The 13,745-nt window shown below is 43.1% G+C and carries 12 protein-coding genes; all 12 read left to right on the forward strand.

Translation table 11 applies throughout. The features are described from left to right. Nucleotides 1-168: 168 nt before the first annotated feature. The gene (gene sigW, locus NSQ52_RS01060; RefSeq protein ID WP_007498553.1) at nt 169-732 is read left to right on the forward strand and encodes an RNA polymerase sigma factor SigW; all 564 of its coding nucleotides are present in this window, start codon (nt 169-171) and stop codon (nt 730-732) included. Between the two features lie 14 nt (nt 733-746). Continuing rightward, entirely contained in the window at nt 747-1,373 is a 627-nt protein-coding gene (gene rsiW / locus NSQ52_RS01065) for an anti-sigma-W factor RsiW (RefSeq protein WP_008344028.1), read from the forward strand. 204 nt (nt 1,374-1,577) lie between these two features. Next, nucleotides 1,578-2,399 (forward strand): diadenylate cyclase CdaA, encoded by an 822-nt coding sequence (gene cdaA, locus NSQ52_RS01070; RefSeq protein ID WP_008344027.1) that lies wholly within the window; start codon nt 1,578-1,580, stop codon nt 2,397-2,399. Then, nucleotides 2,392-3,798, forward strand: a complete 1,407-nt coding sequence (locus tag NSQ52_RS01075) for a YbbR-like domain-containing protein (protein WP_326378355.1) — start codon at nt 2,392-2,394, stop codon at nt 3,796-3,798. Before cdaA ends, NSQ52_RS01075 begins: the two co-directional genes overlap by 8 nt. Before the next feature lie 25 nt (nt 3,799-3,823). Further along, on the forward strand, nt 3,824-5,170 hold the full coding sequence (gene glmM / locus NSQ52_RS01080) for a phosphoglucosamine mutase (RefSeq protein WP_008360584.1): 1,347 nt from the start codon (nt 3,824-3,826) through the stop codon (nt 5,168-5,170). A gap of 577 nt (nt 5,171-5,747) precedes the next feature. Then, nucleotides 5,748-7,550 (forward strand): glutamine--fructose-6-phosphate transaminase (isomerizing), encoded by a 1,803-nt coding sequence (gene glmS / locus NSQ52_RS01085; protein ID WP_008360582.1) that lies wholly within the window; start codon nt 5,748-5,750, stop codon nt 7,548-7,550. 480 nt (nt 7,551-8,030) lie between these two features. After that, nucleotides 8,031-8,387 carry a DUF2200 domain-containing protein gene (locus tag NSQ52_RS01090; protein ID WP_173407685.1) on the forward strand — a complete coding sequence of 119 codons (357 nt, stop codon included), beginning with the start codon at nt 8,031-8,033 and terminating at the stop codon, nt 8,385-8,387. Nucleotides 8,388-8,547: 160 nt separating this feature from the next. Beyond that, nucleotides 8,548-8,739 (forward strand): PLD nuclease N-terminal domain-containing protein, encoded by a 192-nt coding sequence (locus NSQ52_RS01095; protein ID WP_144668365.1) that lies wholly within the window; start codon nt 8,548-8,550, stop codon nt 8,737-8,739. Nucleotides 8,740-8,753: 14 nt separating this feature from the next. Beyond that, nucleotides 8,754-9,671, forward strand: coding sequence for an ABC transporter ATP-binding protein (locus tag NSQ52_RS01100; protein ID WP_342473819.1), 918 nt, complete (start codon nt 8,754-8,756; stop codon nt 9,669-9,671). Continuing rightward, nucleotides 9,668-10,432, forward strand: coding sequence for an ABC transporter permease (locus NSQ52_RS01105; protein ID WP_160758213.1), 765 nt, complete (start codon nt 9,668-9,670; stop codon nt 10,430-10,432). The genes NSQ52_RS01100 and NSQ52_RS01105 overlap by 4 nt, the downstream gene beginning before the upstream one ends. Before the next feature lie 155 nt (nt 10,433-10,587). Next, entirely contained in the window at nt 10,588-11,307 is a 720-nt protein-coding gene (locus NSQ52_RS01110) for an ABC transporter ATP-binding protein (RefSeq protein ID WP_039169400.1), read from the forward strand. Next, nucleotides 11,276-13,741: an FtsX-like permease family protein gene (locus NSQ52_RS01115; RefSeq protein ID WP_160758214.1), complete on the forward strand. Its 2,466-nt coding sequence runs from the start codon at nt 11,276-11,278 to the stop codon at nt 13,739-13,741. The genes NSQ52_RS01110 and NSQ52_RS01115 overlap by 32 nt, the downstream gene beginning before the upstream one ends. The last annotated feature ends 4 nt before the right edge of the window (nt 13,742-13,745 follow it).

Consider the following 13,745-nt stretch of genomic DNA (forward strand, 5'->3'; position numbering starts at 1 on the left):
TTCTTTTTTTAATTTTGGGGAAATTTAAGGATATGTTAAGGTTTTTACCGGCTGATAAGCGTAACATGCTGTCAAAAATTTGTTACACTATTTTTTAGAGGAGAATGAAACCTTTTGGAACGAGGTTCGTATACATAAAGACCGGTGAAGGCAGAGGTTGAATATACTATGGAAACAATGATTAAAAAGAGAATTAAGCAAGTGAAAAAAGGCGACCAGAACGCATTTGCAGACATCGTAGACCTGTATAAAGACAAAATTTATCAGCTGTGCTATCGTATGCTTGGGAATGCACATGAAGCAGAAGATATTGCGCAGGAGGCGTTTATTCGTGCCTATGTGAATATTGAGAGCTTTGATGTGAATCGTAAGTTTTCCACGTGGCTGTACCGCATTGCAACCAACCTGACCATCGACCGTATTCGTAAAAAAAAGCCGGATTATTATTTAGATGCAGAGGTGGCAGGGACAGAAGGACTGAATATGTATTCTCAAATTGCGGCTGACGGCATTTTGCCAGAGGACGAGGTGGTGTCGCTTGAATTATCGAGCACCATTCAGCAAAAAATTTTAAGATTACCCGATAAATATCGCTCGGTCATCGTATTAAAGTATATTGATGAACTCTCGTTAAAAGAAATTAGTGAGATTCTGAATATACCAGTTGGTACGGTGAAAACGAGAATACACAGGGGTAGAGAGGCTCTCCGGAAACAGTTGAGAGACCTTTGAGTGAGGTGATTTTGATGAGCTGTCAGGAAAAAATCGTCCTGCTTATGCATCAGTATTTAGACGGGGATATAGAGCCCGAAGATGAAAAAGAATTAAAGAGCCATCTGCAATCGTGTGAGGAATGCCGTACTCATTTTCAACAAATTGAGAAATCCATCGCGCTCGTGCAGAGTACATCTCATATAGAAGCACCATCTGATTTTACTGCAAAGGTGATGGCAGGTCTTCCAAAGGAGAAAAAGCGTGTGTCGATTCAAAGATGGATCAAAGCTCATCCGCTAATGGTCGCCGCTGCCCTCTTTGTCATATTGATGGGAGGCAGTCTGTTTACTAGCTGGAATACGGATCATAATTTCAGTGTGTCAAAGCAGCCGAATCTCGTGGTTGAAAATGATACAGTGACGGTCCCTAAAGGGGAAACCGTCAAAGGTGATGTCACTGTGAAAAATGGCAAGCTGATTGTAGAAGGCAAGGTTGATGGAAACGTAACAGTCGTCAATGGAGAACAGCTGACTGCTTCTGCCGGACAAGTCACTGGTCAAATCAATGAAATTAATGAAGTGTTTGATTGGGTTTGGTACAAAATGAAGTCTACAGCACAAGACGTGATGCGGGTCATTGGGCCAGAGGAACAAAAGTAAATCAAACAGTGTGAGAGCAGTCTCTAAGGGACTGCTCTTTTTCTATTGATGGACAGACTTGAATGCCAGCCAGATATGGCAACTATTTTCCTTGCTGAAACAAAATGTGGTATAATAGCCACGCTATGTACTTACACATAGGCTTCTTTTTTTATAAAAAATGAATCGAACGAAGAATAACTGAAAATTCTGGAGGACGAGGAAATGGCTTTAGGGGATATTCCTTTTTTGCAGTACCTCGGTAATGCTGTTGATATTCTCGTTGTTTGGTATGTGATATATAAATTAATGATGGTCATCCGCGGAACAAAAGCGGTTCAGCTTTTAAAGGGAATTGTCGTCATTGTTCTCGTCAGGATGGGAAGTGCGTATCTCGGTCTTAACACACTTCAATGGCTGATGGATCAAGCGATTACGTGGGGGTTCCTTGCGATCATTATTATTTTTCAGCCAGAGCTAAGGAGAGCGCTTGAGCAGCTTGGGCGCGGCCGTTTCTTCTCTAGAAGCGGAACACCTGTAGAGGAACAGCAGCAGAAAACGATCGAGGCAATTACAAAAGCAATTAACTATATGGCAAAACGAAGAATAGGCGCGCTATTAACGATTGAGCGCGATACTGGGATGAATGATTACATAGAGACCGGAATTCCTTTAAATGCAAAGGTGAGTTCTGAGCTGCTGATTAATATTTTCATTCCGAATACACCGCTTCATGACGGCGCTGTGATTATGAAGCGTGATGAGATTGCAGCTGCGGCGTGTTATTTACCGCTGTCTGAAAGTCCTTTTATTTCTAAGGAGCTCGGTACACGTCACCGCGCGGCAGTTGGTATTAGTGAAGTAACGGACAGTTTAACCGTCATCGTCTCCGAGGAGACAGGCGGCATTAGTGTCGCAAGAAATGGTGATCTCCATCGAGAATTGACAGAAGAAGCGCTTGAAGAAATGCTGATTGCTGAGTTTAGTAAGAACAGCAAAGATGCTTCCTCGACCAAATGGTATTGGAGGGGCAAGAAAAATGGATAAGATTTTGAATAATCGCTGGGCCGTTAAGTTTCTTGCATTGGTCTTCGCTTTATTGCTGTATGGTGCAGTCAATTCAGCGCAAGCGCCCACGCCGAAAAAAATCGGTGAATCCTTTTTCCCAACATCGACAACAGACGAAGCAACCTTAACGGACATTCCTGTTAAAGCATATTATGACGACGAAAAGTATGTAGTCACTGGTGTGCCGCAGACAGTCAATGTCACGATTAAAGGATCAACTAGTGCTGTGAAAACAGCAAGACAAACGAAAAATTTTGAAATTTACGCAGATATGCAAAACCTGACGACAGGTACACATAAAGTCGAATTGAAGGCAAGAGATGTATCGAAAGGAATCACGTTAACGATTAATCCGTCTGTGACGACTGTGACGATACAAGAAAAAACGACAGCTGAATTCCCTGTTGAAACTGAATTTTATAATCAAAATAAAATCAAAGACGGCTATTCACCAGAGCAGCCTATTGTGAATCCGAAAAATGTCACGGTTACTGGCTCAAAAGACGTGATCGACAAAATTTCTGTCATTAAAGCATTTGTGAACTTAGAGGATGTCGATCAGCAAATTGAGAAAGAAGCGAAACTCACTGTGTATGATAGCAGTGGGAATGAGCTGCCGGTCGAAGTGAGTCCGTCTGTGGTAGATATTACGGTCCCGATTACGAGTCCGAGCAAGAAAGTTCCGTTTAAGATTGAGCGGACGGGCAGCTTGCCAGATGGGATCAGTATCTCAAGCATCGAGACAAGCCCAAGTGAGGTTACAGTCTATGGTTCTCAAAAGGTGCTGGATGCACTTGATTTTATTGACGGCGTTAAGCTCGACCTAAGCAAGATTAAAGATGATACAGAGATTGATGCCGACATTCCACTGCCAGATGGTGTGAAAAAGGTATCGCCTGAAACTATTAAAATCAAAGTGAAGGTTGCAACAGCTGAAGAAAAAAAGATCGATAATGTCCCAATTTCTGTCGTGGGTCTGAGCAAGGATCTTAGCTCTGCATTTGTGAGTCCGTCTTCTGGGCGTCTCACACTAACAGCAAAAGGATCAAAGAGTGCAATTGATAAACTAAAGGCTTCAGATATTGAAGCCTATATCAATGTCGGGGACTTAAACGAAGGAACACATGAGGTCAAAGTACAAGTGAATGGCCCTCAAAATGTGACGTGGACATTATCTAGATCGAAGGTCAAAGTGAAACTGACTTCTACTGATACAGAAGATCAGCCGGCTTCTACGAATGATCGAAAAGATCAATCATCCGATGATGATCAGGAAGAGAAGAGTCAAAAGGAATCAACACAAGATAAAGCAAAAAAAGAATCAAGTCAAAGACAGCGGGTTAAAGAAGATAACAAAGAGGACGCAGCGTCCTCTTGAATGGTAAAAAAGGAGCGATTGAAACATGGGCAAGTACTTTGGAACTGATGGTGTAAGGGGTGTGGCTAATAGCGAATTAACGCCAGAGCTCGCATTTAAAATTGGGAGATTTGGCGGCTATGTGCTCACGAAGGATAAAGAACGTCCAAAGGTACTCGTTGGACGAGACACGCGTGTATCTGGTCATATGTTAGAAGGAGCACTCGTAGCAGGCTTACTTTCAATTGGGGCTGAAGTCATGCGTTTAGGTGTGATCTCAACACCTGGTGTGTCTTATTTAACGAAAGCAATGGATGCAGAAGCAGGTGTCATGATTTCAGCTTCGCATAACCCAGTTCAAGACAACGGAATTAAATTTTTCGGCGGTGATGGTTTTAAACTGTCAGATGAACAGGAGAATGAAATCGAGCAGCTGATGGATCAGCCGGTCGATCAATTGCCACGCCCAGTTGGAGCGGATCTTGGAACAGTAAATGACTACTTTGAAGGCGGTCAGAAGTACTTGCAATTCTTGAAGCAGACAGCGGACGAGGATTTCACAGGCATTCACGTAGCGCTTGACTGTGCACATGGTGCAACATCTTCTCTTGCAACACATTTATTTGCAGATTTAGATGCAGATGTGTCAACAATGGGAACATCACCAAACGGATTGAATATCAACGATGGCGTAGGTTCTACTCATCCAGAGGCACTTTCTGCTTTTGTGAAAGAAAAAGGAGCGGATATTGGTCTTGCGTTTGATGGCGACGGCGACCGCTTAATTGCAGTCGATGAAAAAGGTGATATTGTAGACGGCGATCAAATTATGTACATATGTGCACGTTATCTAAAGGGTGAAGGCCGATTGAAGGATGACACGGTCGTGTCAACGGTCATGAGTAACCTTGGTTTCTATAAAGCGCTTGAGAAGCAAGGCATTAAGAGCATTCAAACCGCTGTTGGTGACCGCTATGTGGTCGAAGCGATGAAAAAGGATGGCTATAATGTCGGAGGCGAGCAGTCAGGCCACTTGATTTTCCTTGATTATAATACGACAGGTGACGGCATGCTTTCAGCGATCATGCTGGTGAATACACTAAAAGCAACAGGAAAAACATTATCAGAGCTTGCAGCTGAAATGGAGAAATTCCCGCAACTTCTAGTGAATGTAAAGGTATCTGATAAGTATAAAGTGGAAGAAAATGAAAAAGTAAAAGCTGTGATCCAAGAGGTTGAAAAAGAGATGAACGGTGACGGACGTATCCTTGTGCGTCCATCAGGAACAGAGCCGCTTGTACGTGTCATGGCAGAGGCGAAAACAAAAGAGCTGTGTGATGAATACGTGGCTCGCATTACGGCTGTTGTCAAAGAAGAAATGGGTATTGAGTAATTGATGTAAAGCAAATCGCTAAGCAGCGGTTTGCTTTTTTTCGAATAAACGTCATAAGAGGAAAGTTCTATACGAATGATATAAGCGAGGGCAATTTGCTGCTTGCTTTCATACATAAGAGAGCACATCAAAGGTAGAACGTGACAAGCCTCATCGCATATAGTGTAGGGAGGTCTCACTTTCTAACATGAAAGGGATCACCCGCTAAATTGTGATTGACGGAGGTCAGACCTTATAGTACAATCATCCTTGTGTTACTGGATTTTTATTCTAGCAGGAAAGGCAGGGTAGATGTTCAGCCACTCTTATAATTATAGCGCCCGAACTAAGCGATCGAACGACAGATGCTTAGTTGACGAGGATGGAGGTTATCGAATTTTTCGGCGGATGCCTCCCGGCTGATCAAATATAGAGATCACAGCCGTAAGTGTTTCTTTAAAGCAAAGAGGTGACTCTTTGTACAAAGGGAATACACATGATCTCCCAAAATAAACATGTAGAGAGGGACGAAGAAATGTCCCTTCTATTTTAGTAGGCTTTCTTTGTCCCTTTCACATGATCGGGAGGAAGAATATTTATGTGTGGAATCGTAGGTTATATTGGTCAGAATGATGCGAAGGAAATCTTATTAAAAGGTTTAGAGAAGCTTGAGTACCGTGGGTATGACTCAGCAGGTATCGCTGTGGCAAACGAAGAAGGCGTGCATGTGTTCAAAGAAAAAGGACGTATCGCTGAGCTTCGTGAAGTCGTTGATGCAAACGTGGCATCTTCAGCAGGAATTGGACATACACGCTGGGCAACACACGGTGTACCAAGCCATCTAAATGCGCATCCGCATCAAAGTGCTTCTGGCCGTTTTACGCTTGTTCATAACGGTGTCATCGAGAACTATGTACAATTGACACGCGAATATTTACAAGACGTCACACTAAAAAGCGACACAGATACAGAGGTTGTTGTTCAAGTCATCGAACAATTTGTGAACAGAGGTCTTGATACAGAGGAAGCTTTCCGTCAAACGCTTCTTCAACTAAAAGGCTCTTACGCAATTGCTCTTTTCGATAACGAAAACAAAGAAACAATCTATGTGGCGAAAAACAAAAGCCCATTATTGGTTGGTTTCGGCGAAGATTTCAACGTTGTGGCTTCTGACGCAATGGCGATGCTTCAAGTAACAAACGAATATGCGGAATTAATGGATAAAGAAATGGTCATTGTCACAAAAGACGAGGTCATCATTAAAAACCTTGACGGTGATATCATGACACGTCCTTCTTATATCGCTGAGCTTGATGCAAGCGACATTGAGAAAGGCACATATCCTCACTACATGTTAAAAGAAACGGATGAACAGCCGCTTGTTATGCGCAAAATCATCCAAGAATATCAAGATGAAAACGGCAAGTTGTCAGTCGCTGGCGATATCGCAAGCGCAGTAGCAGAAGCAGACCGCATTTACATCGTGGCTTGCGGAACGAGCTACCATGCTGGACTTGTCGGTAAACAATACATTGAAGACTGGGCAAAAGTACCTGTAGAAGTCCATGTAGCAAGTGAATTCTCTTACAACATGCCGCTTCTATCGAAAAAACCGTTGTTCATCTTCCTTTCTCAATCTGGAGAGACTGCGGACAGCCGTGCTGTACTTGTTCAAGTCAAAGAGCTTGGTCATAAAGCATTAACGATCACAAACGTACCAGGATCTACACTTTCTCGTGAAGCGGACTTCACATTGCTTCTCCATGCAGGACCAGAAATCGCAGTGGCTTCAACAAAAGCTTACACAGCGCAAATCGCTGTTCTTGCGATCCTTGCATCCGTTGCAGCTGAATTAAATGGTCAATCTCTTGACTTCGACCTTGTGAAAGAGCTTGGAATTGTAGCAAACGCAATGGAAGCCCTTGTCGATCAAAAGGATGAAATGGAACAAATCGCTCGTGACTTCTTCACAGTGACACGTAACGCATTCTTTATCGGAAGAGGACTTGATTACTATGTGTGCCTTGAAGGTTCACTCAAACTAAAAGAGATCTCTTACATCCAAGCAGAAGGATTTGCTGGCGGAGAACTCAAACACGGCACCATTGCTTTAATTGAAGAAGGCACACCGGTCATTGCCCTTGCAACGCAAGAGCACGTGAACCTCAGCATTCGCGGTAACGTCAAAGAAGTCGTTGCACGCGGCGCAAACCCATGTGTCATCTCACTAAAAGGCCTAGAAGACGAAGGCGACCGTTTCGTCCTTCCAGCTGTACATCCAGCACTTGCACCACTTGCATCTGTTGTGCCATTACAGCTAATCGCTTACTACGCAGCCCTTCATCGCGGGTGTGATGTGGATAAACCACGTAACCTTGCGAAGAGTGTGACGGTGGAGTAGGTTTCAATAAAATCGGATTTTTGATACCCCTTTTAGATATAATTGTCTAAAGGGGTATTTTTGTGTCAATAGAACTAGCAGTTGAAAGATCTAAGCTGAACTTTGATTGATAGATACTATTTCCATGATGCTATTATGATAAATATTCTTAGGGGAAATATTATTTTTATTCGATACGTAAAAAAAGAAAAATGGGGAATTGTTTTTTTCATAATTGGTTATATTGCATTGTTTATCATTTCTTATTGTTTAATTGGCGGTCCTGTCTCAAGCGGAGGACCAATTGGTGTATTCCTTGGATTTTGCATCGTTCAATTTCTTAAATATAGAGCTTTCAAAAAAGATGAAAGGAATGATAAAGGCATATATTATCGTTTATAAGTTGTATTTCTAACACATTATACTAAGTGCATAATGAGAGAGCGTCCCCTTGAGAAAGCGTGACAGTTTAAATATTTAACGAAGAAAGAGAGCAGATACATGACCAAACCTAAAATCTACACAATGAGCTTCGCAAAAGTCTATCCTCTCTATATCGCAAAGGCAGAGAGAAAGGGTCGAACGAAGGCTGAGGTTGATACGATTATTTGTTGGTTGACGGGGTACAGTCCAGCAGAGTTACAGGAGCAGTTGGACAAGCAGATAGACGTTGAAGCCTTTTTTGCTGTGGCTCCTGAGCTCCATCCTTCCCGCAGCTTAATCAAAGGAGTCATCTGTGGTGTTAGAGTAGAGGACATTGAGGAAGAAACGATGAAAAATATTCGGTATCTAGATAAGTTGATTGATGAGTTAGCCAAGGGAAAGAAAATGGAAAAGATTTTGCGAGATTCGTCATGATCATCACAAGCAAGCCCAGTGAATAACCTTCACTGGGCTTTTTTATATTTATAGACCATTCGACCAATAAAAATAAAATACATTTGAACGAAGTCGCTCTTCATGTCGTCAAAAGAAGTAATACCAAAACAAATTGACGTTTGAAAAGGGAGTGGTGTGGATGGATATGAAGTTGATTTTCCCTCTTATTTTGCTGCAAGCGATTTTGATGGTGATTGGTTTGTTTGATTTGTTGAAAAGAGATCCATCGAGTATTAGGGGAGAAGTGAAGTGGGTTTGGGCTTTGGTGATTGTGTTTGTGGCGAGTGCTGGTCCTATTGCGTATTTCATTTTTGGTCGTAAACAATCTTAGTAGGGGGGATTCGCTTGAATATGTTGGAGTGTCACGGGCTGACGAAATCGTATGGACGGCATGAAGTGTTAAAAGATGTTTCGTTTTCTGTTGGGGAGGTTGGATGTGTTGGTTTTTTAGGAGCCAATGGAGCGGGGAAGACAACGGCGATCCGAATTTTGACGGGGCTTGCTCGTCCTACTTCTGGCGTTGTGAAGGTGGCAGGTTTTGATGTCGAAAAGGACATGGATCAAATCAGTCAGGTGATTGGGTACTGTCCGCAGCATCCTGCATTTTATCAGGATATGACGGGGCAGGAATGGATGCATTGGGTTGGCGGGTTATTTCATTTAGAGAAACACACCATTCGTTCCAAAACAGATGAATTGTTGAAGCTTTGCCGCATATACGAGGCGAAGGATCGTGCCATTGGCAGCTACAGCGGAGGGATGAAGCAGAGACTTGCCATTGCGCAGGCGCTGATCAACAGCCCGAAGGTCCTCATACTAGATGAACCTGTGTCGGCACTTGATCCTATGGGGAGAAAAGACGTCCTGACTTTGATTGAGCGTCTAAAGCATGAGATGCTGATCTTTATGTCGACCCATATTTTAGATGACATTGAAAGGGTGGCCGATCATATTATCATGATCAACAGCGGCAAAATTGAGATGTCCTCTTCGATGAAACAGCTCAAAGAAGACTATATCCAGCCCGTGATTGAATTTCAGTTAGAACAACAGAATACGAAACTAATGGCTTTGTTAAAGGAGCGGGATTGGGTGGAGGAATGCATGGAGACAGGAGACGCTTATCAGGTGCGAGTGAGCAATCAACAGAGGGCATTGATTGAGCTGCCGGCTCTCATCACTGAAACTGGCGGTGTTCTTCTCCATTATCGAGTATCTAAGCTGACGCTTGAAGATATTTTCATGAAGGTTGTGACGGCATGATGATGTTGAAAAAGGAATTTAGGGAGTTATTCACTAGTTATAAAATCTTATTTGTGCCAATCATTTTTACGATTTTAATGATCACACAGCCTATTACGCTCAAAATGCTGCCAGATCTTTTGTCGAAATCAGCGAATTTACCTGAAGGGTCTACATTTTATATACCAGAGCCTAGTGCTGGAGAAGCTTTAGCCAGTGCTTTGAGTAAATTTGATTCGCTCGGCGTGTTTATCCTGATTATGATTGTGATGGGGACGATTGCTGGAGAGCGTGCCTCTGGGGTGACAGCGATGATTATGGTGAAACCGATCAGTCGAATGAGTTATTATGTCTCAAAAATATGTGCTTATGCCTGTTTAACCCTGTTTAGTTTGGTAGTGTCGGTGTTAGCTTCCGTTTATTATGTGGACATTCAATTTGGGCATGTGGATTGGGGTAATGTGTTAAAAGGAACGCTTTTGTATTATCCGAACCTATTGCTCATTGTAGTGTCGACCATTTGTGCATCGGCGTTCTTTAAGCGTTCAGTGACTGCGGGCGGCGTTTCCCTTTTGTTCAACCTCATCCTGTTTACCGTTCCTTCGTTTTATGAGGATACATTAGGGAAGTTTGCACCTAAAGGTGTCACAAGTGCGGCTGAGGAGATGATTCATAGAGGGACTTATTCGGATCAGGCACTTACAAGCTTTCTAGGTGTATCGGTATTGATTGGTTTCTTTTTTCTCATCGGATGGTTTCTTTTTAGAAAACAAGAATTATAGCATGATGTACCCTTTGGATATGAAAATCTAAAGGGTTTTTTATATATTTAGTAAGTAATAAATAAGATGTAAATACATATTATCATGATTTAAATGTTGAAATAATATATACTTAGTATATAATTACTTCGTAAAGGGATGGGAGGAGTTTGCAGATGATTCAGATCAAGAATGTGAAGAAGGAATTCTTTCAAGGCCAGGAGCGGACTGAGGTGCTGAGGGGCGTTGATTTGACGGTAGAAGAAGGGGAGTTTGTAGCGGTGATGGGACCGAGTGGTTCTGGAAAAAGTACATTACTTCAGCTGTTAGGCGGGCTTGATCTGCCTACTGATGGAGAGATTTTGATAGATGAGCATCAGTTAAGTGAGATGAATGAGAAAGAGAGAACGATTTTTCGCAGAAAACAGATTGGGTTTGTGTTTCAAAATTATCAGCTGCTGCCTACATTAACTGTCGAAGAAAATGTGGCGTTTCCGCTGCATGCAGATGGACGTTTAACAAAGGAGAATCAACAGACGGTTGTAGAGCTGTTAGAGGCTGTTGGCTTGAATGGGCTTGGGCAGAAACGGGCTAGTTTGTTGAGCGGCGGGCAGCAGCAGCGTGTAGCGATTGCAAGAGCTCTAGTCAATCAGCCGTCAGTGCTGTTAGCAGATGAGCCGACGGGGAACTTGGACCGACATAGAGCGGAGGATATTTTGGCGTTAATGTGCAAGTTCAATCGAGAAAGCAAGCAGACGATTATTATGGTGACGCATGATATTTTCGCAGCGGGGTTTGCGGATCGAATCATCCTTTTTAAAGACGGTGTTATTGATCAAGTGATTTCTAGAAAGGATGATGATTATGCTCAGTATGTGGCGAATTTCATGGCGTAACATGCTTCAGCATAAAAAGCGGTTCGCCATTTCTGTCTTAGGCATCATGGTGGGGATCGCTTTTGTCACGTCGATGCTCATTGCCGATCGAACGACAAATGATGTGTTTCATTACTATGAGCAAATGTATGTCGCTGATGCAGATTATTGGGTGTTGAGTGATGATCATACGTATGATGAGGAACAGATCTCCTCCATTTTAAAACATCCTGATGTGACAGGATCATTATTAGCGCTGGATAAACAGACGTTTTTTGAGGTAGAAGGTGATCACTCTCTTAACCAACGGGCGGTGCGCATTACCGGGGTGCAAGATCAAACGAGCTCTTTACTGAAGCTGCCTGTGATTGAAGGGCGTTTGGATAATCAGGGGTTGGTCATTCCAGATGTTGTGGCGAAGCTACTGAATAAAAAAGTGGGAGATACCATTCGTTTTTCTGATTTGGGCGAAGCGAAGGTATCTGCCATTGTGGAATATACACAGCTACTTTCAAGTCCAAGTGACTGGGAGGGTGCAGAATCATCGAGCTTTCGTGTGATGGCGCCGCTTGATTTATTGAGAGACTGGACGGGAATGGATGATCAGCTTTCTTATATGAGATTTCAGACAAATGAAGGCGGGGAACAGCTCTTTCAATCTTTACAGAAAGAGTTCAAGGATGCCGATGTTTTTGTCCAGCCTGTGGTGGCGGATGACCGGCAAAGTAATGACATTGGCGGGTTGTACACGTTCTTTTACCTCATCGCAGGGCTGTCGATGTTTATGAGCGGTTTTATCGTGTTTAATATGATTTATACGAGTGTGATGGAACGAAAAAAAGAATTTGCGATTATGAAGAGCTTCGGTTATACACAGGGTTCTGTTTCTAAGCTGATGTTGATTGAGGTTTTGATCTTGGCTTGTATTGGAACCGTCATTGGGGTGCCGATTGGCGTTTGGCTTGGGGATGTGTTCATGCAAACACTGCTTGGTGTGTTTGCTTTTGATATGGTGTATTCGTTAGATTGGCAAGTGCCTGTTGTAATAGCAGTGATCGTTGGTATTGTGTTCCCTGTGCTGTTTTCGTTATTTCCGATCTATCATGCAGGGAAAACGTCTGTGCTGCTGACTTTAAAATCCACCACCCAACCTTCTGCACCGAAGAAACAATCGGTCATTAGAGCGGCGATAGGGATAGGCTTGCTTTCATTTGTATGGGTGGATCATCCGGCTGCTTATCTTGCCATTTTAGCCAGCATGGTTCTGTTATTCCCATTTTTCCTGCTCTTTTTGAACCGTTTGTTGGCGCCCCTTTTGAAGCTTGTTTTTGGCTATCCAGGTCATCTATCAGCGCAGCATGTCACGCAGCAACTGAATCGAAATGCCAATACGGCGGCGATTCTAGCTGTTGGGATTGCTGTGATCTTGCTTTTAAGTGCGGTCATTGAAGCGGCTCCAGATGGCTACGAAAAAGAGATTCGTCAAACGTATGGAGGCGATCTCAGGGTTACTTCTGAAGCCCCATGGACGAAAGCGGATCAAGAAAAGCTGTCATCCTATGAGGCTGTTGAGCGGGTGGAACCGATGATGGAAGCGGCTCCTTTGACATGGGAAACGGCTGATGGAGAGAAAAGACAATTTTCTCTGATCGGCGTAGAGGAAAAGGGACCGTCTTTTATAGAAGATGACAATAAAGGCGATTTGTATCAACATTTAGCAGAAAAGCCCTCTATCGTGTTAGGAGAGCGTGCGTTTGATGAATGGGGTGGGCGTATTGGAGAGAGTGTGTATCTCAATGCACCTTCTGGCCGGCAGCAGTTACAAGTCATTGATGTGGTCAAGACTTCTCATCATTCGGGTTATGTGGCATTTGTCGATCAGACATTTTTACAAGAGGATTTAGGGTGGACGCAGCCCCTTGATATCCTGCTTACGTTAAAAGACAAAGGTGCCGGTGAGTCTTTACGAGATCAGCTATGGGAAGACTTTGGGCAGCGGCTTTCAAAGGTGAAAACAGTAGAGGATGAGATTGAATCAACGACATCGGCTTTAACTGGTATGAACGAGTTAATTTCTATGATGCTCATTTTCATTATGGGGCTCGCGAGCATTGGAACAGCCAATACACTGCTGATGAATACGCTTGAACGTACATCTGAGATTGGCACCATGCGTGCGCTTGGACTGACAAAGCAGCAGGTGAGAAAAATGATCGTCGGAGAAGGTGTGCTCATTGGGTTATCAGGTGTGATTGGCGGCATTTTATTTGGTGTGATTCTTCTATATGTCTCAAGCCAATCTGATTGGCTCGGTGGATTTGTTTCATTTCAGCTGCCATTTTTGCATCTACTGCTGGCAGTGATTGCAGGAATTGCACTCAGTTTAGCGGCTTCGTGGATTTCTAGTGCGACAGCGAGTAAAATAGAGATGATATCATCTCTCAAAGAAGGTTAAATCA

Origin of the sequence: Bacillus sp. FSL W8-1141, assembly GCF_038593205.1 — a bacterium.
GTDB lineage: Bacteria > Bacillota > Bacilli > Bacillales > Bacillaceae > Bacillus > Bacillus altitudinis.

Excerpts from the sequence above, each read along its gene's own strand:
- sigW (WP_007498553.1), top strand. The coding sequence starts at position 169 with ATGGAAACAATGATTAAAAAGAGAATTAAGCAAGTGAAAAAAGGCGAC.
- NSQ52_RS01115 (WP_160758214.1), top strand. The coding sequence starts at position 11,276 with ATGCTCAGTATGTGGCGAATTTCATGGCGTAACATGCTTCAGCATAAA.
- NSQ52_RS01110 (WP_039169400.1), top strand. The coding sequence starts at position 10,588 with ATGATTCAGATCAAGAATGTGAAGAAGGAATTCTTTCAAGGCCAGGAG.
- NSQ52_RS01075 (WP_326378355.1), top strand. The coding sequence starts at position 2,392 with ATGGATAAGATTTTGAATAATCGCTGGGCCGTTAAGTTTCTTGCATTG.
- cdaA (WP_008344027.1), top strand. The coding sequence starts at position 1,578 with ATGGCTTTAGGGGATATTCCTTTTTTGCAGTACCTCGGTAATGCTGTT.
- NSQ52_RS01095 (WP_144668365.1), top strand. The coding sequence starts at position 8,548 with ATGGATATGAAGTTGATTTTCCCTCTTATTTTGCTGCAAGCGATTTTG.
- glmS (WP_008360582.1), top strand. The coding sequence starts at position 5,748 with ATGTGTGGAATCGTAGGTTATATTGGTCAGAATGATGCGAAGGAAATC.
- NSQ52_RS01105 (WP_160758213.1), top strand. The coding sequence starts at position 9,668 with ATGATGATGTTGAAAAAGGAATTTAGGGAGTTATTCACTAGTTATAAA.
- glmM (WP_008360584.1), top strand. The coding sequence starts at position 3,824 with ATGGGCAAGTACTTTGGAACTGATGGTGTAAGGGGTGTGGCTAATAGC.
- rsiW (WP_008344028.1), top strand. The coding sequence starts at position 747 with ATGAGCTGTCAGGAAAAAATCGTCCTGCTTATGCATCAGTATTTAGAC.
- NSQ52_RS01090 (WP_173407685.1), top strand. The coding sequence starts at position 8,031 with ATGACCAAACCTAAAATCTACACAATGAGCTTCGCAAAAGTCTATCCT.